Origin of the sequence: Burkholderia sp. L27(2015) (assembly GCF_009765705.1) — a bacterium.
Classification (GTDB): Bacteria; Pseudomonadota; Gammaproteobacteria; order Burkholderiales; family Burkholderiaceae; genus LMUX01.
In genome coordinates this window covers 118,657-140,848 of sequence record NZ_LMUX01000027.1, presented here as the reverse complement: position 1 = coordinate 140,848, position 22,192 = coordinate 118,657, and the positions used below count along the sequence as shown (strand labels likewise).

General features: G+C 60.3%; 22 protein-coding genes and 1 tRNA gene. 13 read left to right on the top strand and 10 right to left on the bottom strand.

What is annotated here, in order from left to right:
• Window positions 1-8 precede the first annotated feature (8 nt).
• The 7 genes from GSQ77_RS28390 (at window position 9) to GSQ77_RS28360 (ending at window position 6,508) form a co-directional block, all read left to right on the top strand.
• On the top strand, window positions 9-2,135 hold the full coding sequence (locus GSQ77_RS28390) for an acetyl/propionyl/methylcrotonyl-CoA carboxylase subunit alpha (protein WP_158907385.1): 2,127 nt from the start codon (window positions 9-11) through the stop codon (window positions 2,133-2,135).
• Between the two features lie 106 nt (window positions 2,136-2,241).
• Window positions 2,242-3,216, top strand: a complete 975-nt coding sequence (locus GSQ77_RS28385; protein WP_158907383.1) for a glyoxylate/hydroxypyruvate reductase A — start codon at window positions 2,242-2,244, stop codon at window positions 3,214-3,216.
• A 65-nt stretch (window positions 3,217-3,281) separates the two neighbouring features.
• Window positions 3,282-4,202, top strand: a complete 921-nt coding sequence (locus tag GSQ77_RS28380) for a hydroxymethylglutaryl-CoA lyase (RefSeq protein ID WP_158907381.1) — start codon at window positions 3,282-3,284, stop codon at window positions 4,200-4,202.
• A 70-nt stretch (window positions 4,203-4,272) separates the two neighbouring features.
• On the top strand, window positions 4,273-4,815 hold the full coding sequence (locus tag GSQ77_RS28375) for a YbaK/EbsC family protein (protein ID WP_158907379.1): 543 nt from the start codon (window positions 4,273-4,275) through the stop codon (window positions 4,813-4,815).
• Window positions 4,816-4,935: 120 nt separating this feature from the next.
• Window positions 4,936-5,103 carry a DUF1289 domain-containing protein gene (locus GSQ77_RS28370; RefSeq protein WP_254067869.1) on the top strand — a complete coding sequence of 56 codons (168 nt, stop codon included), beginning with the start codon at window positions 4,936-4,938 and terminating at the stop codon, window positions 5,101-5,103.
• The gene (locus GSQ77_RS28365) at window positions 5,100-5,573 is read left to right on the top strand and encodes a MaoC family dehydratase (RefSeq protein ID WP_158907375.1); all 474 of its coding nucleotides are present in this window, start codon (window positions 5,100-5,102) and stop codon (window positions 5,571-5,573) included. The genes GSQ77_RS28370 and GSQ77_RS28365 overlap by 4 nt, the downstream gene beginning before the upstream one ends.
• Window positions 5,570-6,508 carry an MBL fold metallo-hydrolase gene (locus tag GSQ77_RS28360; RefSeq protein ID WP_158907373.1) on the top strand — a complete coding sequence of 313 codons (939 nt, stop codon included), beginning with the start codon at window positions 5,570-5,572 and terminating at the stop codon, window positions 6,506-6,508. Before GSQ77_RS28365 ends, GSQ77_RS28360 begins: the two co-directional genes overlap by 4 nt.
• 285 nt (window positions 6,509-6,793) lie before the next feature.
• Here GSQ77_RS28360 and GSQ77_RS28355 read toward each other — a convergent pair whose 3' ends face one another.
• Window positions 6,794-7,882 (bottom strand): tartrate dehydrogenase, encoded by a 1,089-nt coding sequence (locus GSQ77_RS28355; protein ID WP_158907371.1) that lies wholly within the window; start codon window positions 7,880-7,882, stop codon window positions 6,794-6,796.
• A gap of 401 nt (window positions 7,883-8,283) precedes the next feature.
• Window positions 8,284-9,201, bottom strand: a complete 918-nt coding sequence (locus tag GSQ77_RS28350; protein ID WP_158907369.1) for an alpha/beta fold hydrolase — start codon at window positions 9,199-9,201, stop codon at window positions 8,284-8,286.
• Between the two features lie 172 nt (window positions 9,202-9,373).
• On the opposite strand from GSQ77_RS28350, the gene GSQ77_RS28345 reads away from it, so the two are divergent.
• Window positions 9,374-10,333: a nitronate monooxygenase family protein gene (locus GSQ77_RS28345; RefSeq protein ID WP_158907367.1), complete on the top strand. Its 960-nt coding sequence runs from the start codon at window positions 9,374-9,376 to the stop codon at window positions 10,331-10,333.
• 123 nt (window positions 10,334-10,456) lie between these two features.
• Here the strand turns inward: GSQ77_RS28345 and GSQ77_RS28340 are convergent, their stop codons facing one another.
• Window positions 10,457-11,044, bottom strand: coding sequence for a hypothetical protein (locus tag GSQ77_RS28340; RefSeq protein WP_158907365.1), 588 nt, complete (start codon window positions 11,042-11,044; stop codon window positions 10,457-10,459).
• A 329-nt stretch (window positions 11,045-11,373) separates the two neighbouring features.
• Here GSQ77_RS28340 and GSQ77_RS28335 point away from each other — a divergent pair, with 329 nt between their 5' ends.
• The 3 genes from GSQ77_RS28335 (at window position 11,374) to folE (ending at window position 14,860) form a co-directional block, all read left to right on the top strand.
• Window positions 11,374-12,369: a bile acid:sodium symporter family protein gene (locus tag GSQ77_RS28335; RefSeq protein WP_158907363.1), complete on the top strand. Its 996-nt coding sequence runs from the start codon at window positions 11,374-11,376 to the stop codon at window positions 12,367-12,369.
• A 373-nt stretch (window positions 12,370-12,742) separates the two neighbouring features.
• The gene (locus GSQ77_RS28330) at window positions 12,743-13,915 is read left to right on the top strand and encodes a GGDEF domain-containing protein (protein ID WP_158907361.1); all 1,173 of its coding nucleotides are present in this window, start codon (window positions 12,743-12,745) and stop codon (window positions 13,913-13,915) included.
• Window positions 13,916-14,221: 306 nt separating this feature from the next.
• Window positions 14,222-14,860: a GTP cyclohydrolase I FolE gene (folE, locus tag GSQ77_RS28325; RefSeq protein ID WP_158907359.1), complete on the top strand. Its 639-nt coding sequence runs from the start codon at window positions 14,222-14,224 to the stop codon at window positions 14,858-14,860.
• Window positions 14,861-14,942: 82 nt separating this feature from the next.
• Here folE and GSQ77_RS28320 read toward each other — a convergent pair whose 3' ends face one another.
• Window positions 14,943-16,193: an MFS transporter gene (locus GSQ77_RS28320; protein WP_158907357.1), complete on the bottom strand. Its 1,251-nt coding sequence runs from the start codon at window positions 16,191-16,193 to the stop codon at window positions 14,943-14,945.
• A gap of 448 nt (window positions 16,194-16,641) precedes the next feature.
• Window positions 16,642-16,717 (bottom strand) — tRNA-Ala (locus GSQ77_RS28315).
• A gap of 214 nt (window positions 16,718-16,931) precedes the next feature.
• Between GSQ77_RS28315 and rsmI the strand changes: the two genes are divergently transcribed.
• Window positions 16,932-17,807: a 16S rRNA (cytidine(1402)-2'-O)-methyltransferase gene (rsmI, locus tag GSQ77_RS28310; RefSeq protein ID WP_158907355.1), complete on the top strand. Its 876-nt coding sequence runs from the start codon at window positions 16,932-16,934 to the stop codon at window positions 17,805-17,807.
• 40 nt (window positions 17,808-17,847) lie between these two features.
• Here rsmI and GSQ77_RS28305 read toward each other — a convergent pair whose 3' ends face one another.
• From GSQ77_RS28305 to GSQ77_RS28285, 5 genes are all read right to left on the bottom strand, one after another.
• Window positions 17,848-18,192 carry a c-type cytochrome gene (locus GSQ77_RS28305; RefSeq protein ID WP_158907353.1) on the bottom strand — a complete coding sequence of 115 codons (345 nt, stop codon included), beginning with the start codon at window positions 18,190-18,192 and terminating at the stop codon, window positions 17,848-17,850.
• A gap of 31 nt (window positions 18,193-18,223) precedes the next feature.
• Window positions 18,224-19,039: a BON domain-containing protein gene (locus GSQ77_RS28300; protein ID WP_254067884.1), complete on the bottom strand. Its 816-nt coding sequence runs from the start codon at window positions 19,037-19,039 to the stop codon at window positions 18,224-18,226.
• Window positions 19,040-19,155: 116 nt separating this feature from the next.
• The gene (locus GSQ77_RS28295; protein WP_158907351.1) at window positions 19,156-19,746 is read right to left on the bottom strand and encodes a phosphoheptose isomerase; all 591 of its coding nucleotides are present in this window, start codon (window positions 19,744-19,746) and stop codon (window positions 19,156-19,158) included.
• Window positions 19,747-19,809: 63 nt separating this feature from the next.
• Window positions 19,810-20,157: a YraN family protein gene (locus tag GSQ77_RS28290; protein ID WP_158907349.1), complete on the bottom strand. Its 348-nt coding sequence runs from the start codon at window positions 20,155-20,157 to the stop codon at window positions 19,810-19,812.
• A gap of 159 nt (window positions 20,158-20,316) precedes the next feature.
• Window positions 20,317-20,853, bottom strand: coding sequence for a septal ring lytic transglycosylase RlpA family protein (locus GSQ77_RS28285; RefSeq protein ID WP_367889708.1), 537 nt, complete (start codon window positions 20,851-20,853; stop codon window positions 20,317-20,319).
• 678 nt (window positions 20,854-21,531) lie between these two features.
• Here GSQ77_RS28285 and GSQ77_RS28280 point away from each other — a divergent pair.
• Entirely contained in the window at window positions 21,532-22,158 is a 627-nt protein-coding gene (locus GSQ77_RS28280) for an exonuclease (RefSeq protein ID WP_158907345.1), read from the top strand.
• Window positions 22,159-22,192: the final 34 nt, after the last annotated feature.

The window sequence follows — 22,192 nt, the reverse complement described above, 5'->3', positions numbered from 1 at the left end:
GAGACACCATGTTCAACAAAGTCCTGATCGCCAATCGCGGCGAAATCGCCTGCCGTGTGGCGGCGACCTGCAAGCGCATGGGCATTGCCAGCGTAGCCGTCTATTCGGACGCCGACCTGCAGGCACGCCACGTTGCGGTATGCGATGAAGCGGTGCGCATCGGCGAGGCCAGCGTCGACGCCAGTTATTTGCGTATCGATGCGATCATCGCCGCAGCGCTGGAAACCGGCGCGCAGGCGATCCATCCGGGCTACGGTTTTCTGTCCGAGAACGAAGCGTTTGCACAGGCTTGCGCGCAGCACGGCATCGCCTTCATCGGACCGCCGGTCGAGGCAATCGCGGCCATGGGCTCCAAGGCGGCGGCCAAGGCGCTGATGGGTAAAGCCGGTGTGCCGCTGGTGCCGGGCTATCACGGCGCCGATCAGAGCCCGGCGCTACTGCACCGCGAAGCCGATCAGATGGGCTACCCGGTGTTGCTCAAGGCGAGCGCCGGCGGCGGCGGCAAGGGCATGCGCGTGGTCGAGCGCAGCGAAGATTTCGAAACGGCGCTGAGCTCCTGCCAGCGTGAGGCGCGCAGCAGCTTTGGCGACGATCGCGTACTGATCGAGAAATATTTGCAGCGCCCGCGCCATGTCGAAATTCAGGTTTTCGCTGATGGCCTGGGGAATTGCGTCTATCTGTTCGAGCGCGATTGCTCGGTGCAGCGCCGCCATCAGAAGGTGCTGGAAGAAGCGCCTGCGCCCGGTTTGTCGGACGAGCGTCGTCGGGCGATGGGCGAGGCAGCGGTAGCTGCGGCGCGCGCGGTCGGCTATGTCGGCGCCGGCACCGTGGAATTTATCGTGGCGGCGGCGCCCGATGGCGGCGAAGGCCCGTTCTATTTCATGGAAATGAATACCCGCCTGCAGGTCGAACATCCAGTGACGGAAATGATCACCGGTCTCGACCTCGTCGAATGGCAATTGCGCGTGGCCGCTGGGCAAGCGCTGCCGCTCGCGCAACACGAGCTCACCGTGAACGGTCATGCGATCGAGGCGCGCGTGTATGCGGAAAACCCCGCGCGCAGCTTCCTGCCCTCTACCGGCACGCTGCGCTATTTGCGCACGCCTGCGGCCGTGCAATTCACCGTGGGCGACGGCCCGCAGCCGGCCGCGGTGCGCATCGACAGCGGCATACGCGAACACGATACGATCAGCCCGTACTACGATCCGATGATCGCCAAGCTGATCGTGTGGGGCCAGGACCGTGCCCAGGCGCTGGCACGCATGGCGCAGGCCCTGCGTGAATTCGAAGTGGTGGGGCTGCATACCAACCTCGCGTTTCTGGAGCGGCTCGTGATCAGCGTGCCGTTCAGCACCGCCGATCTCGATACGGGGTTGATCGAACGTCATCACGACACTTTGTTCGCGGAACCACCGGCACTGCCGGCCGCGGCAGTAGCCCTGGCCACGGCCAGCCTGCTCGCGCGCGAAGCCAGCCGATACGGCGGCGTCGGCAGCGCCGATCGGGCCGATCCGCATTCGCCATGGCAAGCTCTGCACGGTTGGCAGCTTAATGGCCGCTACACGCGCAACCTCAGCTGGCTCGATCCGATCAGCGAGACTGAGGTCAGCGCCAAGTTGAGTAGCGATGCAAGCGGTTCGCAACTGACCTACAACGGCGTAACCGCCCGCTTCGGCTGGACGCGCGACGGCAGTGGCAGTGGCAACGTCGATGGCAGCAACAGCGATGGCAACGGCAACGCGTATAGCCTGACGGTGACACTGGACGATGCGCGCGCAACCGGGCGCGTGTTTGCGCAGGGCGACACATTCACCGTGTTTCATCAGGGCCGCGCCATGCCGCTTGAATGGCAAGACCCGCTCAGCCATGCCGATGAAGGTGATCATCGCGAAGGCAAGCTCACGGCGCCGATGCCCGGCAAGGTCATCGCAATTTTGGTCGCGCCGGGTAGTTCGGTTGAAAAAGGCGATGCGCTGCTGGTGATGGAAGCGATGAAAATGGAGCACACGATCCACGCGCCGGCCGCCGGCACCGTGGACGAAATTTTGTTTGCGATCGGCGATCAGGTCCAGGAGGGTGCGCAGTTGCTGGCGTTCACTCCGGCCGAGGCCGAGGTTGCGCTCGCGGCGGTCTAAACGCCGCGTTCGAAACCTGAGGCGGCTCGCGCTCGGGCGACGCCCAGTGTCATGTCTCCGAGCGTGGTCTAGCGATCGTTGCACCGATCTTCACTGGATGAAGGGCATGGATTTACTGATTTATGTCGCAGATACCGATGCTGCAAAGTGGCTCGCGGGTTTTGCCGAACGGATGCCCGATGCGCGCGTACGCGCGTGGACGCCGGGCGATAGCGGCCACGCCGACTACGCGATAGTCTGGAGACCGCCAGCGCAAATGCTGGCAGCACGTCAAGGCTGGCGCGCGATCTTCAACCTCGGTGCGGGCGTCGATGCGCTGCTCGACCTGGAGCGTGCCACACCGGGATTGCTGCCGCCCGAGCTCGCGCTGATCCGCCTGGACGACGCGGGCATGGCGAGCCAGATGGCGGAATATGTCGCGTATACCGTGTTGCGGTATATGCGCCGCTTCGACGAATACGCGGCTCAGCAAGCGCGGCGCGAATGGCACCCGCTCAAACCGCATCCGCGCACGAGCTTTCACGTGGGCGTGCTGGGCCTCGGACAACTCGGCATGCAGGTAGCGCAAACCTTGGTCGGACTCGGTCTGCCGGTGCGCGGCTGGAGCCGTAGCGCCAAGCAATTGCCGGGCATCGCGAGCTTTCACGGCGAGCAACCGTTCGGCGCGCAGTTCGATGCGCAGTTCGATGCATTTCTCAGCGGCGTACGCGTGCTGGTGAACCTGCTGCCCAACACGCCGCAAACGCGCGACATCCTGAATCGCGACACGTTCGCGAAGCTGGCCAAGTCGGGAGAGCCCGCTTATCTGATCAACGTGGCACGTGGCGCACATCTGGTGGAGGCCGACCTGCTCGCAGCGCTCGCTCAGCAACAGATAGCCGCGGCCACGCTCGATGTGTTTCGCGAAGAGCCACTGCCGCAAGATCATCCCTTCTGGAGCGAACCGCGCATCACCATCACGCCGCACATTTCAGCTCTGACCCTGCGCGACGAAAGTATCGAACAGATCGTGGCCAAGATCGCCGCGCTGGAGCAGGGGCTGGCGGTAAAGGGTATGGTTGAGGTTGCCCGAGGATATTAAGAATAAGTCAGGACGCTAAAAAAGCCGGGGCCGGCTGAACCGGCGCACTGCACAGGAGAAATGCCATGAAGTTTCCCGAACACGTCAAAGTGGTTGAAGTGGGTCCGCGCGACGGCCTGCAGAACGAAAAAGACTGGGTACCCACCGTCACCAAGGTCGAACTGATCGACCGGCTGACGGCCGCCGGCTTCGCCAACATCGAGGCCGCATCGTTCGTGTCGCCCAAGTGGGTGCCGCAAATGGCGGACGGCTCGGAAGTGATGGCTCGCATCAAGCGCGGCCCGAACACGATCTATTCGGCGTTGACGCCGAACCTGCGCGGCTTCGAGGCCGCGGTCGCGGCGGGCGTGGACGAGGTGGTGATCTTCGCGGCGGCCAGCGAGGCGTTCTCGCAGCGCAATATCAATTGCGGCATCGCCGAAAGCATCGCCCGCTTCGAACCGGTGGCGCAAGCGGCCAAGCAGCATGGCTTGCGGCTGCGCGGCAGCGTTTCGTGTGCGCTGGGCTGCCCGTACCAAGGCGAAGTGCCGGTGTCGTCGGTGGTCGACGTGATCGAGCGGCTCGCCGCACTCGGTTGCGACGAAATCGATATTGCCGACACGATAGGCGTGGGCACCGCGGCGTTGACCCGCGAGGTCATGGCCGCAGCCGTTCGCACCTTTCCGCGTGAACGCTTGTCGGGACATTTCCACGACACGTATGGGCAGGCGCTCGCCAACATCTATGCGTCGCTGGAAGAAGGCATTGCGATTTTCCATGCGTCGCTCGCTGGCCTCGGCGGTTGCCCGTATGCGAAAGGCGCGACCGGCAATGTGGCGACAGAAGACGTGCTGTATCTGCTGCATGGACTGGGCATACGCACCGGCATCGATCTGGCGCAGGTGGTCGCTGCCGGCGATTTCATTTCGACGGCGATCGGCAAGTCCAATGCGTCGCGTGCAGGCAAGGCACTGCTCGCCAAGCAACGCGCGGCGGCCGAAGTCTAAACAATGCGGAGTGCGATGTGAAGTACAACGCGAAGCACAACGTGAAGCACGATTGCGTTCCTCGACCTTTATGAACTCTCCTGACTCAAGCGCCAGCCCCACCTCAAGCGCGGCATTCCCTGACGCAGCGCAACGGATTATCGAAGTGCTGCGCGCACGCGGCATGGATCTGCCCGTCGTGATGCTGCCCGAAACCGGCCGTACTTCGGCTGAGGCCGCTGCCGGCCTCGGGTGCGCTGTCGCACAGATCGCCAAGTCGATTATTTTCAGACGTCTTAGCGACGATGTGCCGGTGCTGGTGATTGCGAGCGGCGCGAACCGCGTCGACGAGACCAAGGTGGCAGCGCATACCGGCCCGATCGGCAAAGCCAACGCCCGATATGTGCGGGAAAAAACAGGTTATGCGATTGGCGGTGTCGCACCCTTCGCACATGCAACGAAGCCCGTGACCTTGATCGATGCCGACTTGCTCGAACTGGAAAGCCTGTGGGCTGCAGCAGGCCATCCGCACGCGGTATTCAATGTGACGCCCGCACAATTGGTCGCGCTCACGGGCGCGCCGGTATGCGACGTGGCGCTGCGTGAATCCGATCTCGAGCTGCAGCGCTCCTGATTCATGAGTTGCTGGATCATGGCCTTGCTACTCATGACCTGCCGGCTTAAACCCTACTGACTTGGTACCCCTTGAACCATGGCCGCCCAACGTCCGTCTCCCTGCACCAGCGTATGCACCATGAACCCCGAGACGCAGCTATGCGACGGGTGCCTGCGCACGCTCGGTGAAATCGCCACATGGTCGCAGTTGAGCGCCGCGCAACAGCGTCAACTGTGCGCGACGCTGCGGCAGCGACGCGCGCTGCAAGAGCGCCGCGCCCCATCCACCGGAGCGTCGCCGCAATGAAGCTGCCTGCACGGCTCGTCAATGTCGGCGAGCGTTGTTCCAAGAATCTGACGCTGAACGAGGAGAACATCAAATCGTTCGCTACACGCGTCGAAGATTTCAATCCGCTGCATCACGACGCCGAATATGCGGCACAGTCCCGTTTCGGCGGCTTGATTGCGTCGGGCACCCAACCGGTCGCCTATTTTATGGCCATGCTGGCCAGCCATTTTTGCGACGAACGCCAACCGCTCGGCCTTGAGTTTTCGATGAAACTGAGGAAAGCGGCGCATCTCGGCGATACGCTGACGATGAGTTGGGAAGTGACCGAATCTCACTGGAAGGAAAGCCTGAACGGCGACATGGTTACGCTGGCCGGCCAAATCGTGAACCAGCGCGGTGAGACGGTGACGGTGGGCTGCGCGAAAATTTTGGTGATGCCCAAGCCCAACACGGCCGCGTCGGATACCGACCGCGCGGCTCATGCATGACCGCGCCCACATTGCCGGCATCGATGCACGTCTTCGAGCGTGGCTGGCTATCGTCGAACAATATTCTGCTGCGCGGTCGCAACGGCAATGCATTGGTGGACACCGGCTACTCCACGCATGCACCTCAAACGCTGGCGCTCGTGCAAAACGCTTTGGGCGAGCAAACGCTAGCCTTGATCGTCAACACGCATCTGCACTCCGACCACTGCGGCGGCAACGCCTTGCTGCAACAGCATTACGGCGCGCACATCGCGATTGCAGCGCACGAGGCCGATGCCGTGCGCAACTGGGACGAGGACCAACTCAGCTTCAAGGCGACCGGCCAAACCTGCGAGCCGTTTACGTCCGATCGCGCACTCACGCCCGGCTCGACGATCGAACTCGGGGATCTCGAATGGCGCATCCTCGGCGCACCCGGCCACGACCCGCATTCGCTGATGCTGTATTGCGACGCTCACGGCATTTTGATCAGCGCCGACGCACTATGGGAAAACGGTTTTGGTGTGATCTTTCCGGAGCTGATCGGCGACAGCGGATTTGCCGAGCAGCAGGCGGTGCTCGAAGAGATTGCGCGACTCAAGCCGCGCGTGATTATTCCTGGCCATGGCGCACCGTTTGAAAATACGGAAGCGGCACTGGAACGCGCGTTCTCCCGGCTTGCCTATTTACGCGCCGAGCCGTTGCGCAATGCCCGCCACGCGCTGAAAGTGCTGATCGTGTTCAAGCTGCTGGAGGCGCGTACGCTGTCGATGGTCGAGTTGCTTGCGATGCTGCACGACGCCGCCATCATGGGCGCTTGCGCCGAGACGCTGATCGGTCGGCCGCTGACGGGTGACGATGATGTCGCGTGCAAGGCGTTGCTGGTATCGCTATTGGCGGATCTGGAACGAGGTGGTGCACTGGTCGTGGAAGGCGAAAGAATCCGCGCGGCGTGACTGCGTGCCTTATTGTCGCTGCGAGCCGTAGCTGTGACCCGCAGCTGTGAACGGCGGCCACAAAAAGAGAAAGCCGCCCGGCTATGAGCCCTGGCGGCCTAAGAAAACTAAAACATAAATTGTGAGACGTGATCAGCGTCGAATGCATAGTACCGCGGCACAAACCCTTGCCGCATCGGGACTTTCCCTCGATCACAAGCAGCTCGCTAAGCGGACAAGGCGCGCAAACCGTTCCCTGCACACCCCGTCTGGAACGCCGTGCCTAAACACAGCCGGCTTGGACGATCAGGCCGCCCCGCTGCCGATGGCTTGCGCGATGGCGGTGCCCAAGTCGACGGTGTTTCCCTTGCCGCCCAAATCGGCGGTCAACGGTGCGTGCGCCACGCCGCTACTCAGCACCTGCTCGATTCCGGTCAGGACCGCCGCGCCCGCTTCCGGATAGCCCAGGTGCTCGAGCATCAGGCCCCCACACCAGATTTGCCCGATCGGATTGGCGATGCCTTTGCCGGCAATATCTGGGGCCGAACCATGCACCGGTTCGAACAGACTCGGAAATTTGCGTTCCGGATTGATATTGGCCGACGGCGCGATACCGATCGTGCCGCACACAGCCGGCCCCAGGTCCGACAGGATGTCGCCGAACAGGTTGCTGGCCACCACCACATCGAACCAGTCGGGATGCGCGACGAACTGCGCGGTCAAGATGTCGATATGATATTTGTCCCTTTTGACCTGCGGATAGTGCTGAGCCATCGCTTCGACTCGCTCATCCCAATACGGCATGGTGATGGCGATGCCGTTGGACTTGGTCGCCGAGGTCAGATGCTTTTTCGGGCGACGTGCTGCCAGCTCGAATGCATATTTCAGAATCCGGTCCACGCCGTGACGCGACATCACCGTCTCCTGCATGACGATCTCGCGCTCGGTGCCCTCGTACATGCGACCGCCTATGCTCGAATACTCGCCCTCGGTGTTTTCGCGGACCACGTAGAAATCGATATCGCCGGGCTTGCGGTCAGCCAGCGGCGAGCGCACACCCGGCATCAGGCGGCAGGGCCGCAGGTTCACGTACTGGTCGAAATCGCGCCTGAAGCGCAACAAGGAACCCCACAGCGACACGTGATCGGCAATTTTCTCGGGCCAGCCGACCGCGCCGAAATAGATGGCGTCGTAACGGCTGAGCACCTCGAACCAGTTATCAGGCAACATCTTGCCGTGCTTCTCGTAATGATCCCAGCTCGACCAGTCGAACTGGTCGAATTGCAGGTCGATGCCGAAGCGGCGTGCGGTCGCGTCCAGCGCGCGAATGCCTTCGGGTATGACTTCCTTGCCGATACCGTCGCCGGGTATCACAGCGATACGATGTTGCGCCATGGTGCGGTCCTTTTCTAAATGAGCGGTGTCCCCATCTCATTATAAAGCGCACTCACTCGCGCTACCTGTGACCCGATGGACACATTAATCTTTCAAGCCCGATCGGCCACTGGCTTGCCGAGGATCGCCCGCGCCGCTTGTCGAATCAACCGCGACCTCGTGGGGCCCTCGCCTCATTGCTGTTTATGTTGTTGTGTAAATTTATTATTATGCTGTACTAACCTTAAAATCGTTCCATGTCGATGGTGAATTTTTTCATCTACATGAATTATTGAAATGGCACCATCCATGCGCGATCGGGACCGGTGCGTTAGCGAACACCGTCGAGCTTCAGTGCGGCAAGCGGCAACCGGAGCCATCGATACACGTAGGCTCGAAGCATGCTCCGATCGAAGCGTCCTTTAACTCTCCTGCGCCGTAAAAAACGCAATCATCTCCGCATACAACGCATCCGGCGCTTCCTCCGGAATGTAGTGGCCACAGGGCAACGCCCGCCCGCTGACATCGCGCGCCACGCTACGCCACGCTTCAAGCGCATCGAAGCATTGCTCGATCACGCCATACTCTCCCCACAACACACGCAGCGGGCAGGCCACTTTTCGGCCACGCTCGCGGTCGTCGCGGTCATGTTCGAGGTCTATGGTGGCGGCCGCCCGGTAGTCCTCGCAGATCGCATGGACGGTATCCGGATTGGCAAACGCGGCTTTGTACGCAGCCAGTGCCTCGGGCGCAAACACGCCCAGCCCCGCGTGACGGCTGCCCATGACGCGTTCCACATAGGCATCGGGATTGGCCCCCAGCAATTCCTCCGGAAACGGCGCCTGCTGGATCAGGAAGAACCAATGAAAATACGCGGTGGCAAAAGCGCGATCGGTGTTTTCATACATGGTCAGCGTGGGCGCAATGTCGAGCAGCATCAGCCGCTCGACCGACGCCGGGTGATCGAGCGTCATCCGATGTGCGACGCGCGCACCGCGATCGTGGGCGCACACCAGGAACTGATCGAAGCCGAAATGTCGCATCACGGCGACTTGGTCCGCGGCCATCTCGCGCTTGCTGTACAGCGCATGTGCGACGTCTTCACTATCGTTGCCGCCGGCCGCCACAGCGCGCGGTTTGGAAGACGCGCCGTAACCACGCAAATCGGTGACGATCACGGTAAAGTGTTCTGCCAGCCGCGGCGCCAGCAGATGCCAGATCATGTGGGTCTGAGGATGGCCATGCAGCAGCAACAGCGCAGGGCCGGTTCCGCCCTTGAGCCCATGAATGCGCGCGCCGCCGGTATCGACTTGAAACTGCGTGAAGTTTTCAAACGCCATGATGGGTGCGCCTTTTTTTTGAGACTTAATTGTAGGCGGGCGCTGCATCGAGACAAACCGCGAATTGCGCGTTTCTTGCGCAATCCGAATGTTTACTCAAATTTGACCGGCACGAGCAAGCGCTCAGAGCCTCTATAATCGAACGATCGTTCGTATTTAAGGAGAGTCCCGTATGGCCCTGCCTAAGGTTTTGCAACACCTCGCGCTGCCGGTCGTAGCGTCGCCGATGTTCATCGTCAGCTACCCCGAGCTTGTGCTCGCCCAATGCAAGGCGGGGATCGTCGGCGCATTTCCCGCGCTCAATGCACGACCGGCCGAAATGCTCGGCGACTGGCTGGTGCAGATCGAAGAAAACCTCGCCGCGCACCGCGCCCAGCATCCCGATGCCATCGTCGGGCCGCTGGCGGTGAACCAGATCGTGCATGTGTCGAACGCGCGCCTGGAGCACGATATCAAGGTGTGCGTAGAACACAAGGTGCCGATCTTCATCACCAGCCTGCGTGCGCCGCCCAAAGAAATGGTGGATGCGGTGCATAGCTACGGCGGCATCGTCCTGCACGACGTGATATCGATTCGCCATGCCGAGAAGGCGCTGGAAGCCGGCGTGGACGGGCTGATTCTGGTCGCGGCCGGCGCCGGCGGTCATGCCGGCATGCTGTCGCCGTTCGCTCTGGTCGGAGAAGTGCGGCGTATGTTCGATGGCGCCATCATTTTGTCCGGCGCCATCGCCAATGGCGGATCGATTCTGGCGGCTCAAGCGATGGGCGCCGATCTGGCTTATATGGGAACGCGCTTCATCGCTACGCGCGAGGCGCACGCTACGGATAACTACAAGAAGGCTATCGTCGACGCGCAGGCGGCCGACATCATCTATACCAACCTGTTCACGGGCGTGCATGGCAATTACATACGCGAAAGTATCGTCTCGGCCGGGCTGGATCCGAATAACCTGCCCGATTCCAGCAAGCATGCGATGAATTTCAGCGATGGTTCGAGCGCCAAGGCATGGAAAGACGTATGGGGCGCAGGACAAGGCGTCGGCCTGACCAACGATGTGCCGAGCGTGGCTGAACTGGTCGCGCGATTGAAGGATGAGTACGAGACGGCGCGGCAAAGATTGATCGCGCGCTAAAGAGCTTGTTGCTCACCGGGAAACATCGGGGAAGTGTGAACCGGAATCGGTCCCGAAGCGTGGCGCCAAAGTAGCCCGTTAGATCAGCAACGGGCCTATATGCAGAGCGCGGGTATCGCGCTTTTAATTGCTGTAGAGATTCGGAGAGTACGTCTGCGGCGTACGAGTCAGCTCAGCCGGACTCGATTCCGACTGCCCATGGCCCGAGCGTTCGGCGCTATAACGAGCGATATCTGCCCGCAACGAACCCGCGCGCACCGGACCCGTGTCGAGCGGCGGCCGAAACGCCGTGACGCTGCCTACGCTGAGTGGTGTACTCGGCGTCGCGGAATTGACGGACGCACTGGCAGCCAGGCTGGCCGAAGCCTCTCGAATACTGGCTCGCCCAACCGGCTGTGTCGAACCCGCGTGCAAGCCGTATCCCAAGCCGGTGCCATGTTTGGTCGACTGGGGTGCCTGCGGTTTCAGACCGGGCGTCCACCCCGTTTGGGGCCGTACAGCCAGACCGGGCTGCGCCGGAGCCTTGGCGCTGGGCGCGATGGTACTGAGTGGGGGAGGTTTAGCGGAACTCGCCTGGGGCCGTGATGTTTGCGTTGTTTGCGTTGAAGCAGCTTCGTCTTTGGCCACCGCACAAGTCCCGAGTAGCAGTGCACCCCCTAGTGCCAGGGAAGCAGCCACTGCCGCGTAGAGAGGGATGCGCTTAACCATCATGGGTCGTCGTTTGGTCGGGGTGCGCGGCGTTTTTCCCGCGGAAAAACGTTTGAGAGCGCGATGACCTTAATTTAGTGCGGCGCGCCTCCTATGTCGAGTCACAAAGTGTTAGTCCGGTAGGAGGGATGTAACACCCTGTAACCTATTGACCCATAAGCATAAATTGTCGGTGACCAGCCCGACGCGAGCCCATCGCGGAACAACTCATGCGATCGGCACATCAATTTTAAATTTAAATGAATTTGTTTTTCCAATTCAAATTCGCGGAAAATAAGGGTTTTCCGCTATATCGCACGTGCATATGGCTCACCCTGGTTTGAACCGACATCATGGCCCGCCCCAAGCTTTTACCCGATAACTTCACTCTCTGCCTGCTCGCAACCGTTGCCACCGCCAGCCTGCTCCCTTCCCGAGGCGAAACCGCCGTGGTGTTCGACTGGGCTACCAATTTCGCCATCGGCCTGCTGTTTTTCCTCCACGGCGCCAAGCTCTCGCGCGAAGCGGCGCTGGCTGGGGCGACCCATTGGCGACTGCATTTGCTCGTTCTACTCTGCACATTCGGCATGTTTCCGCTGCTCGGTCTCGCGCTCAAGCCGCTCTTGATGCCGATTGTGACTCCGGCGCTGTATGCCGGCGTGTTGTTTCTGTGCACGCTGCCCTCGACCGTACAATCTTCGATCGCGTTTACCTCGATGGCCAAGGGCAATGTGCCGGCGGCCGTCTGCTCGGCATCGGCGTCCAGCCTGCTGGGCATTTTCATCACACCGGTAGTGGCCAGCGTCGTGGTGACGTCCAATACCGCGGGCGGTATTTCGCTGCATACTATTTGGGGCATCGTGCTGCAATTGCTGGTGCCGTTCGTAGCCGGGCAAATGGCCCGGCCGCTGATCGGGAAATGGGTCGCACGTCATCGCTCGTTCCTGCGTTACGTCGATCAAGGCTCGATCCTGCTCGTGGTGTATACGGCGTTCAGCGAAGCCGTCAACGAGGGTATCTGGCGTCAGACGCCGTTACTCGCGCTAGGCGGCGTGCTGGTCGTGTGTGCCGTGGTGCTGGGCCTGGCACTGGTCATTACCTATTTCACCGCAAGACGCCTCGGCTTTGACCGAGCCGATCAAATCACGATTATTTTTTGTGGTTCGAAGAAAAGCCTGGCTTCGGGCATCCCGATGGCCAAGGTATTGTTCGCAGGTCACGCGCTCGGCTCAGTTGTATTGCCCTTGATGCTGTTTCATCAAATGCAGTTAATGGTTTGCGCGGTGCTGGCGGCGCGCTGGGGAGCTCGTCCCGAAACGGAAAGCACCGAGATCGTTCACAAAGCGTAGGTACTTTAAACGGGCTGATAAGAAGTGGGCTTTCTCGATTTTTTCATTCGATTAAGATTCAGTATTCTTTTCGAAAATGCAACGTCAAATATATTTCGAGCAGATTATTGTAGCTAAAACAAAGCACCGCACTCGCTTGCACAGATGAATTCAAACGCAGAACCTATTGCTCCATGCCCGTAAGCAAATAAATCGGCAATTGATTCTGATAGAAAAATATCGCATCGAAGTTAAATTTTTCTTTCGCATATCGGCAGATTCGAAGCGATAATCATTCGCCTGGGGCTTATCGCATTCGCGGTATCCTTTATCGGTGATACCGGCCACGTTACATCATCCAGTGACGCGAAAACCCCGATTTGTCGAGACCATCATGGCATTAGTCGGGGATGTGAAAAACGAGCCGCGCGGACACGAGATGCCCGATGACGCCCGCTCGTTCAGCGAATACGTTTCGCGGCGGCTGGGGTCTTTCATGCGGGTGCAATTGATCGCCGGCATGATCGTTTATTGCGTCGCCATCCTCGGCCACTCGGTCATCGAATTGCCCAGCGTATCGTATTGGCTCATCGCGGCGCCCGTCTGCGCAATGCTGCTGCTTACACTAGCGACCTGGCGCAGCCAATCCAGCATCGTTCTGGGCGCCGCCTGTGTCTTGTATGTGGCGTGCGCCGAAAGCGGCGTCATCATCAATGCGCTGAGTTGGACCGACGGCGTGAAAATGGGCTTGCCGTTTTTTGTCTTGATCCCCATGGTTGCGTCCGTGGTGCTGGCGCAGGGTTGGGATTTCGCGCTGGCCAGTGCGATTGCGGCGATTGCGCCATTGGTTTTGATACTCATGCATTCGGGTTCGCCAGCGATGCGAATCTACTACACGCTATATATGCTGATTGCGATCTCGATGAGCATCGTGACCAATATTTTCGCGGTACGCATTTATCACAAGAATTATCGATTTGAACGTCAATTGCGCGCGTTTGCCGATATCGATGAGTTAACTCAATTGCCTCGCCGGCGTCGTGTTATTGAATTGGCGAAACGTATCTTGCATCGTTGCGAGCGGGCCGACTTACCGGTCTGCGTTTTATATCTCGATGCGGATCGCTTCAAGTCGATTAACGATTTATTTGGGCACGACGCGGGCGATCGCGCATTGGCGATGATCGCCACTCAAATTCAGGAAGCGGTACGCCCCGCCGACGTAGCAGGACGTTTCGGTGGCGAGGAATTCATTATTTTTCTGCCTGGCGCCGACCTGCACGTGGCCACCAGGATCGCCGAGCGCATACGCAAGCGCATCGAAAGCATCAACGATTTCGAGGCGTCGCTAACGGTAAGCATCGGCGTGGCGCAGCATATGAAGGACCAGGACATCCACGATGTGATCCAGGCGGCCGATGGCGCTCTGTTGCATGCAAAACGCACGGGCCGTAACCGCGTCACGATTGCGGACGCCTCGCTGCGCGTGCATGGGCTGCCCTCCGCCCTGACCGACCACGCGGCCGAAAACGGTGCGCAAAACGATCTGAACTGTATCGGCTCCTGATTCGACGCTGGGTTGCCCGCTCGTCTGCCCGCTCGTCTGCCCGCTTATCTGCCTGCTGGTCTGCGGTGCCCCCGGGCGCGTGTTCCCGGCGGCGCCCTACGTAAATCCCCGTAAACGTGCATAATTCCTGCCCACCTGCGCGGCCGGCGCTCGTGCATGGCCGCGGCTTTCTCGGTGATGGCGTCGGTATCGTGATAAAACTGATGGCAATGGACTATTCAAACGCGCTTACAGACGCGCTCGCGCTACGGCCGAGTGACACGCCGCCCGGTGCATCTGTAGCGATTTGTACCTTGGAGCAAACCTATGACCGATAAGAGCCAACCACCGGACAGCACACACGCCGGCCATGACCACGACCACAGCCATGACCACCACGACGCGGACCACGGCTTCAGCGAAGTCGATTGGCAAAGGTTTTTAGTCAGCCTGGGCGAAGATCCGAATCGCCCGGGGCTGCGTGAAACACCGACCCGCGTGACCCGCGCATGGAAGCACTGGACCTCTGGCTATGCGCAGGACCCGACCGAAATTCTCAAAGTGTTCGAAGATGGCGCCGAGCGCTATAACGAGTTGATCGTGGTGCGCGGCATCCCTGTGTACAGCCATTGCGAGCATCATTTGGCGCCGTTCTTCGGCACGGCGACAGTGGGCTACGTGCCGGAAGGGAAAATTGTCGGCCTCTCGAAGCTGACTCGCCTTGTCGAGTGCTTTTCGCGCCGCCTGCAAGTGCAGGAGCGGCTCACGAGCCAGGTGGCCGAAACCCTGCTGCGCGAGCTGCAGCCCAAGGCCGTCGGCGTTGTCATTCGGTGCCGGCACTTATGCATGGAAAGCCGCGGAATTCGCACCCCGGGCGAAGAAACCATCACCTCGGCCATGCTCGGCGAGCTGCAGACCAATTTGGGCATGCGTTCCGAGTTACTCGCGCTGGGTCGGGAAAAATGAGTGTGCAACACGCACGTGCGCCAACGTATTGCCAAACTCTGGCGGCGCGATAAAAGGGTCTGGCGGGAAGGAAACCCGGGCCTCAGTGCAATTGCCCTTCGGTGGCAACCGCACCGAAGGTCTCGCTACGATTGGCCGCGCGCATTCGATGAGCAAATCCACGCGCAGTGAACAGTGCGACGACGATTGCGACTCCGCCCGCCCCCAGTAGCGCCGGTTCGCCGTATGTGACGTAAGCCGATTTAGACGACTCCACGCCTAGTGCCATCAGCAACATGAAAAGTGTGTTGATAGCGGCGGCTACCGCGCCTTTGGCGCCGTCCGAGGCGAACAAGGCCTGACGATAGATCGACGTATAAAACGGCCCCAGGCCCAGCGCGTAAATGGAGAAACCGGTCACGGCGCCGGTGAACGCCCCCGTTAGTACGTAGCCCAGATACGCCACGAAAACGCCGGCCACCATTGTGATCATGCCCGAGCGCATCAAGCGTTCGAGCGACCAGCGGCCGGCCACCCGCGCCACGATGATATGGCCGAGTATCATCGCGCCAAACACCGGCAACTGCCACCAGCCATAGTTCAACGGCGTCAGATGGTGCTGGTCGATCAGGATGACAGGGGCCAATGCGATCCAGTTCATTAGCGGCACGCAGGCACATCCGAGCGCAGTGGCCCCCAGCAGAATACGGCGATTGCGCAGCACCGGCACGTAGTCGCGTACCAATTGGCGCAAGGTGAAGCGCTGCCCGGCTCCCGGATGAGTCAGTGGATAAATGCGCGCCCCTGCGGTCTCGGGCATCTTCACCCACAGCCCGCAGAATCCGATCGAGGCAATCGCCGCAATCACGCCGAACACCATGCGCCACGACCATATGGTCACGACCCACGCGCCGAGCAGCGGCCCGAGCAAGGGCGCCAGCAACGCCACGCTTGCCATCAGCGCCACCGTGCGCACGGCGGTGGCTTCGTCAAATGCCTCCTGCACCGACGGATATCCGACCGCCGCGACGAATGCGCAGCCCATGCCTTGCAACCCGCGCAGCACGACAAACTGAGTCATCGTTTGCGCGAAGAACATGCCGAGACAACTCAGGATGAAGAATGCCACCCCCGCCAGCAAGACCGGGCGCCGCCCTTTGTAATCGGACAAAGGGCCCAGCAACCATTGCAGCGCGACATTGCCCAGCAAAGCCGCCGTCAGCGCGAGCGAAGCGCTGCCGATACCGACGTGAAACTCATGCACGACGCGAGGCATCCCCGGCATGATCATATCGTTGGAGATGTATGTGGAAAATTCAAACAGCACTAGAAACGCGGGAAACCAAAATCTCATTACACACTATCCACTTCAAAATATACGGGAGACGAGGAGCACCGCTGGGAGCGCATCGGTGGAGCGACACGGCAACCTGATGACACGACAGATGACACGGCGGCACGATCACATGGCTGCGACAAGTCGTCGCCCGAACGGCCACAGCCCCACCTTATGCTAACCGCTGCGCGGGTATGCGGATTCGCGGAAAATCAGACGCCGCGCTTGGCATAACATGCACGACGCGTGGATCTGAAAACCGCGAGCCTGGCCTTGGCATCGGATGACCCACTGTCGACGGATCTTGCAGCGTAGCACTATGCGAACATCACGTAGCGGGTCATGACGGCAAGCGTCAAATACACCGAGCCGGAAGGTAGAGAAGAGCCACTGGAACGAATTGCGACGCGGATAGGGGCCAGGTGCCGAGAGCCAGGATGCGCTGGAATAATCGTTTATCGAATTCTGGTGGAGGTGATCGGGATCGAACCGACGACCTCAACGTTGCGAACGTTGCGCTCTCCCAACTGAGCTACACCCCCCATGCATTCTTTTCCGCATCGGTAAAACGCGCGGCCTCCGAATTTCATCGCCAAATTCCACCCTCATCGGACGCCGTTCGAAAATACTAGCATAAACGCCTGCGCGTTTGGCCTTTTGCAGCGTCCTCCAGCTTGTGCTGTGCGCGTGGCACAATGCCGAAACCGAAGCGCGTCTTCTCCACGCGCCAACATTGCATTTTCGAAAGGTTTTCAGTTGGCCGATCTTCTCTCGTTCGCCGCGACACAGCAGTATCCGGCCGCCACCTTATATGTGGTGGCCACCCCCATCGGCAATTTGGCGGACATCACATTGCGCGCGATGCATTTGCTCAACCTGGTGGATCGCATTGCGGCCGAAGATACGCGCACCACAGGCCAGATGTTGTCGCGTTATGGCATCAGCAAACCATTGATTCCAGCCCATCAGCACAACGAGCACGAAGCAGCGGCGCGGATCATCGAGCACTTGCGCGCTGGCGAACGGGTAGCCTACGTCTCGGATGCCGGCACGCCCGGCATTTCCGACCCTGGCGCCAAGATCGTGGACGCCGTGCGTGCAGCGGGTCTTACGGTTGTGCCGCTACCCGGTTGCAGCGCGCTGGCAACCGCGTTAAGCGCCGCGGGTGCATGGGTCGATACCTTTACGTTTGTTGGTTTTCTGCCGACCAAAGCCCGGCAACGCGCGCAGTACCTGGAGAGCTGGCTTACCCATGTCCCGGCTCTGGTGCTCTACGAGGCGCCGCATCGTATCCTCGAAACAGTGGCAGCACTGGCTCTAGCGTTGGGCGGCGAGCGTCGCATCCTGATCGGGCGCGAGTTGACCAAGCTGCACGAGTCACTGCATGTGTGCCCCTTGGGAGAGGCGTCGGCGTGGCTGGAAGCCGACGCCAATCGCCAACGCGGTGAATTCGTGTTGGTGGTTCAAGGCGCGGCACCGCCCGCGGAAACGGGCGCGACCGAGCACGATGCGATGCTCAAAATTTTGCTGGAAGAAGTGTCGGCCAGCACCGCGGTCAAACTGGCTGCGGCCTTGACCGGCGCCTCGCGCAAAGTTTTGTACGCGCGCGCGCTTGAACTCAAGCAGGACTAGAACTCCCGCTTAGAGCCCCGCTTAAGAACTAGATCCCCGTTTATTTGGGGGCACCCGCCAGAATCCACTGGGTCACCGTCTTGATATCGGCGTCGTTCATATTCGGATGGGACGGCATCGGTAGCATGCCCCAGACACCGGATCCACCCTGTTTGATTTTTTGCATCAGCTTGGGCACCGCGCCCGGATCGCTCCCGTATTTGCTGGCGATCTCCTGAAACGAAGGCCCAACCACGTTACGGTTCACTTGATGGCAGCCGAAGCAGGCATTTTTGGTGGCGATCTGCGTGGCCGCGGCAGAATCGACACTGGGGCCGCCGGCAGCGTGAGCAATCGACGCTACGCCGCTCGCCGCCAGCGCGACTATCGTAAGAGCAAGTTTCATCGGGTAGGATCAGCGCGAACGCACACTCGCGTTATTTCAACTCGACCGGCTTGGGCGTCGAATCGACGATAGGTGCGGGACTCTGCAGATCGACCGGGGACGTGGTGGCCGGCGCATTTGCCGCAGTATTGGCCACCGAAGCATTACCGTTCGCCATGCCACCGGCTCCCGATATCGGCGCTGAGCTCGAATTCGAATTCTGATTGGAACTCGAGTCGAATTGCGTATCGAGCGACAAGGCGCGAGCCTCCTCCGGTGTGATGTAGCGATACACTTTAACGACCCCCATGACGCCGGGCACTTGGCTTGCGACCAGCGCGCCCTGATCGCCTTCAGCCTTGGTGACGAGACCCATCAAGTAAATATTGCCGCGCGAGCCGACCACTTTGAAATCGTTGGCCGAAATACCCCTCTCGGCAATTAGGGCGCTTTTCACGCGACCTTCAAGATACAGGTCGTTCGAGCGATCGGTAAACGACGCCTCGGGCATGACACCCAGTTCGTTGATTACGCCCTGTACGTTGTCGACGCCACGCGCAATGTCTCCGGCATGTTTTTTCGCGGCCTCGGTAGGCACCTCGCCGGTCAACAACACCCGCCGGTTGATGACGGTCGCGCTTGCATGAGCGTCGTCGGGCAAATCGTGATTCATCTGCACCTGCGTCTTGACCTGGATTTCGCGGTCCTCGGTTTGCGTGCCGACCGTGCGCCGGTCGCTCGCAACCAGAGCACCGCCGCCGGCCGCGCCGACCACCAGCAACGGGCAACCCTGCAACGACGCGATAACGCCAATGCCAAAAACGGCCTTGACCACTGTATTCGTGAAGCGAGTCGAAATCGTCAAAATCAGGTTCTCCTTGAATAGCGTTCGGCGTGGGCGGCGGTAACCCGCTCATGAAGCCACATAATTAAGCCAGATCGTAGTCCTCGCCTTTACACCCAGTCGCCCAGTCGCTCAATCGCTCAATCGGCATCGCCGAGTAACATCGCATCGATGCCGTCGCACAAACAATGCAGCGTCAGCAGGTGCACTTCCTGAATTCTTGCCGTGCGATCGTTCGGCACGCAGATCTGCAAGTCGGTATCGAACAACACCTCGTTCATTTTGCCGCCGCCCTTGCCCGTCAACGCAATCACGATCATTTCTCGATCATGTGCCGCTTCGATCGCCTCAAGCACGTTCGCCGAATTGCCCGACGTGCTGATAGCCAATAGGATATCGCCCGGTTGGCCCAGTGCGCGCACTTGCTTGGAGAAAATTTGATTGAAATCGTAGTCATTGCCGATGGCGGTCATGATCGACGAATCGGTGGTCAGCGCAATGGCGGGCAAACCCGGGCGCTCACGCTCGAAACGGCCGATCAGCTCCGCCGCAAAGTGCTGCGAGTCGGCCGCCGAACCGCCGTTGCCGCACGCGAGGACCTTGCCGTTATTCGTCAGCGCGCCGAAAAGGGTATCGATGGCCGCGGCGATCGGTGCAGCCAAATGATCGAGAGCGTCGAGTTTGGCGGCCGCGCTGTCGCGGAATTGTTGTTGAATGCGCTCGATAGACATAGAGATTTCCAGTAGCTCACATAAATCGGCTACGAGTGTACCGCACTCGCAGCATCGCGCTTATCAAAAGCCGTCGAACACATGCGGCAACCAGTCACAGCGACCACCATCGAACGCTACCACGTCAAAGCGGCACGGCGGACTGGGGCCGCGCCACCGAGCCAGCACTTGCCGCGCGGCGCACCGCAACCGAGCGCGCTTGGCGATGCCTATGCTGGCCGCAGCACCTCCAAAACGCGAGTCGGCGCGCGCGCGCACTTCGACAAACACGAGCACGCCTGCCGGATCGCGCATCAAAAGATCGATCTCGCCGCAGCGAAAATTGAGATTGCGCTCGATCAATTCGAGCCCCTCGTGTTCGAGAAGGGCCAACGCCCTGTTCTCAAAGGTCTTGCCGATGGATTTCGACATGCTGGCTGCAAAAAAGTTGTGGGTTCTGGTGAGCCCTATTTTGAGCAGAGTCGCAAGTTGGCACACCCTGGCCCAACGGCCAGGAATGTAAGGAAAACAGGCGAGCGCGAAACGTCGCCTGGCGAGGATCAGAGGGTCGTTATGGGAAACGAGAAGCGCTTATTTACCCGATGCCAGTACCGCGCCTCGTGCCTCTTGGGCTTCGTCCGCAGACAAGCCCTGAATTTCGACCCGTGCCGTGCCGCTATGCTGCAGGTCCAGCGCACTGGCCGCCGCAACTGACAAGTCGATGATACGGTTGCCGAGATAAGGGCCACGATCGTTGATGCGCACCACAACCGATTTACCCGAACTCTTGTTTGTCACGCGCACGTAACTCGACATCGGCAAAGAGCGGTGCGCCGCCGTCAGCGCAGCCATGTCGTAGCGCTCGCCGCTGGCAGTGCGGCGTCCGGCGAATTTATGCCCGTACCACGATGCTCGGCCTTCTTGATGAAATTTCGATACATCGGGTGCAGTGAGCGGCTGCGCGTCGGCCAATGAAGAGCCCGAGGTGGCGCCGTGGCTTTCACCTTGGCCGGAGAAAACGTCGCCAGGTTGGCCGCCTGCTTGCGCAGTGCTATTTACAATGCCGGAAGGGCTGGTTGCTGCATGCTCACCCGGCTGGGTGGCACAGCCGGCGAGCAAAAGTGCCACGACCAGGCTGCTAAACGTATGAGTAACAGAGAAGTGAAATGCTCTCAAAACCTATCCCTTTTTAAAGCAGGGGCTATAAGCCGCCACTGGGTTAAAAATCCGGACGCAATGGAAGATCACCTCCGACAGAAATCGCTGTCTGATGCGGATGTGTCTAACGGGTACGTCAATTACCGGCCGCAGCGGATGTGGCATTGCTGCATGCCCGCCAGACCGGGATTTCCCGCGTCTGCGCGTACTGACTTGATACTTGAACCGACCGCCAACGAAGTTCTCGCGCTTAAGGCAAGCGTGCTAGCGGGGCTAACTCTTTGCACCCGGCGTGTGCTCGACGGTTCTGCTGTCGGACGGCGGGTACTGAAACGTGCACCACGTTAAATTGGGGCGCAATTTGATGCAGATTACGAGTGGTAGTGAATCTATTATACAGCCTACCCGATTTCGCGTCGGAACCGCCATTTTTGGCATCGCACTTGGCATCGGCAAGCACCGGCAGGCCCCGGCAATGCGACACCAGCGTGTCGCGCCTGTCGATACAATAGGGGCTTTGGTCGATCCGATCGATCGCCCACTTCTGCCGGTTCGAACGAACACACCGTGCAGTACGGGCATCTCCCGGGTTCGGCCCTGCTTGCAGGTGCGCCCAGCGCAACCGCACGCAACCCACGGAGTCAGCTTATGAGTCAGGAAATTTACGTCAGCACCGATATCGAGGCCGATGGCCCGATTCCCGGCCCTCATTCCATGCTCAGCTTTGCATCGGCCGCCTACACCGCGGACAAGGAGTTGATTGCGACGTTTTCGGCCAATCTCGAAACTTTGCCGGGGTCGGCCCCCCACCCGATTCAGGCCGCTTGGTGGAAGACTCAACCGGAGGCATGGGCCGCCTGTCGCAAGGATTTGCAAACGCCCGAAAAAGCGCTGCCCGATTATGTGAAATGGGTCGAAGCACTGCCGGGCAAGCCCGTGTTCGTCGCGTTCCCGGCCGGCTTCGATTTCACCTATATGTTTTGGTACATGATGCGATTTGCCGAACGCTGTCCGTTTTCGTGGTCGGCGCTCGATATCAAGACGCTCGCGTTCGCGATAACCGGTATGCCGTACCGCAAGTGCATCAAACCGCGCTTTCCCAAGCACTGGTTCGACCCGCACCCGCACACACACGTCGCGCTCGACGACGCGATCGAGCAAGGCGCGTTGTTTTGCAACATGCTGGCCGAATTGCGTGCAACACAGGCAGCTGCGGCAACCGCGCCCGCCACGGCAGCCATCGCCTCGCCACCGCCCGAGGATGCAGCGGCGTGAGCCGTCGGAGCCATCGGCTACCCGGAATCGCTTC

Bases quoted from the DNA above. Each gene is read 5' to 3' on its own strand.
- GSQ77_RS28390 (WP_158907385.1), top strand. From the start codon at position 9: ATGTTCAACAAAGTCCTGATCGCCAATCGCGGCGAAATCGCCTGCCGT.
- GSQ77_RS28385 (WP_158907383.1), top strand. From the start codon at position 2,242: ATGGATTTACTGATTTATGTCGCAGATACCGATGCTGCAAAGTGGCTC.
- GSQ77_RS28380 (WP_158907381.1), top strand. From the start codon at position 3,282: ATGAAGTTTCCCGAACACGTCAAAGTGGTTGAAGTGGGTCCGCGCGAC.
- GSQ77_RS28375 (WP_158907379.1), top strand. From the start codon at position 4,273: ATGAACTCTCCTGACTCAAGCGCCAGCCCCACCTCAAGCGCGGCATTC.
- GSQ77_RS28370 (WP_254067869.1), top strand. From the start codon at position 4,936: ATGAACCCCGAGACGCAGCTATGCGACGGGTGCCTGCGCACGCTCGGT.
- GSQ77_RS28365 (WP_158907375.1), top strand. From the start codon at position 5,100: ATGAAGCTGCCTGCACGGCTCGTCAATGTCGGCGAGCGTTGTTCCAAG.
- GSQ77_RS28360 (WP_158907373.1), top strand. From the start codon at position 5,570: ATGACCGCGCCCACATTGCCGGCATCGATGCACGTCTTCGAGCGTGGC.
- GSQ77_RS28355 (WP_158907371.1), bottom strand. From the start codon at position 7,882: ATGGCGCAACATCGTATCGCTGTGATACCCGGCGACGGTATCGGCAAG.
- GSQ77_RS28350 (WP_158907369.1), bottom strand. From the start codon at position 9,201: ATGGCGTTTGAAAACTTCACGCAGTTTCAAGTCGATACCGGCGGCGCG.
- GSQ77_RS28345 (WP_158907367.1), top strand. From the start codon at position 9,374: ATGGCCCTGCCTAAGGTTTTGCAACACCTCGCGCTGCCGGTCGTAGCG.
- GSQ77_RS28340 (WP_158907365.1), bottom strand. From the start codon at position 11,044: ATGATGGTTAAGCGCATCCCTCTCTACGCGGCAGTGGCTGCTTCCCTG.
- GSQ77_RS28335 (WP_158907363.1), top strand. From the start codon at position 11,374: ATGGCCCGCCCCAAGCTTTTACCCGATAACTTCACTCTCTGCCTGCTC.
- GSQ77_RS28330 (WP_158907361.1), top strand. From the start codon at position 12,743: ATGGCATTAGTCGGGGATGTGAAAAACGAGCCGCGCGGACACGAGATG.
- folE (WP_158907359.1), top strand. From the start codon at position 14,222: ATGACCGATAAGAGCCAACCACCGGACAGCACACACGCCGGCCATGAC.
- GSQ77_RS28320 (WP_158907357.1), bottom strand. From the start codon at position 16,193: ATGAGATTTTGGTTTCCCGCGTTTCTAGTGCTGTTTGAATTTTCCACA.
- GSQ77_RS28305 (WP_158907353.1), bottom strand. From the start codon at position 18,192: ATGAAACTTGCTCTTACGATAGTCGCGCTGGCGGCGAGCGGCGTAGCG.
- GSQ77_RS28295 (WP_158907351.1), bottom strand. From the start codon at position 19,746: ATGTCTATCGAGCGCATTCAACAACAATTCCGCGACAGCGCGGCCGCC.
- GSQ77_RS28290 (WP_158907349.1), bottom strand. From the start codon at position 20,157: ATGTCGAAATCCATCGGCAAGACCTTTGAGAACAGGGCGTTGGCCCTT.
- GSQ77_RS28280 (WP_158907345.1), top strand. From the start codon at position 21,532: ATGAGTCAGGAAATTTACGTCAGCACCGATATCGAGGCCGATGGCCCG.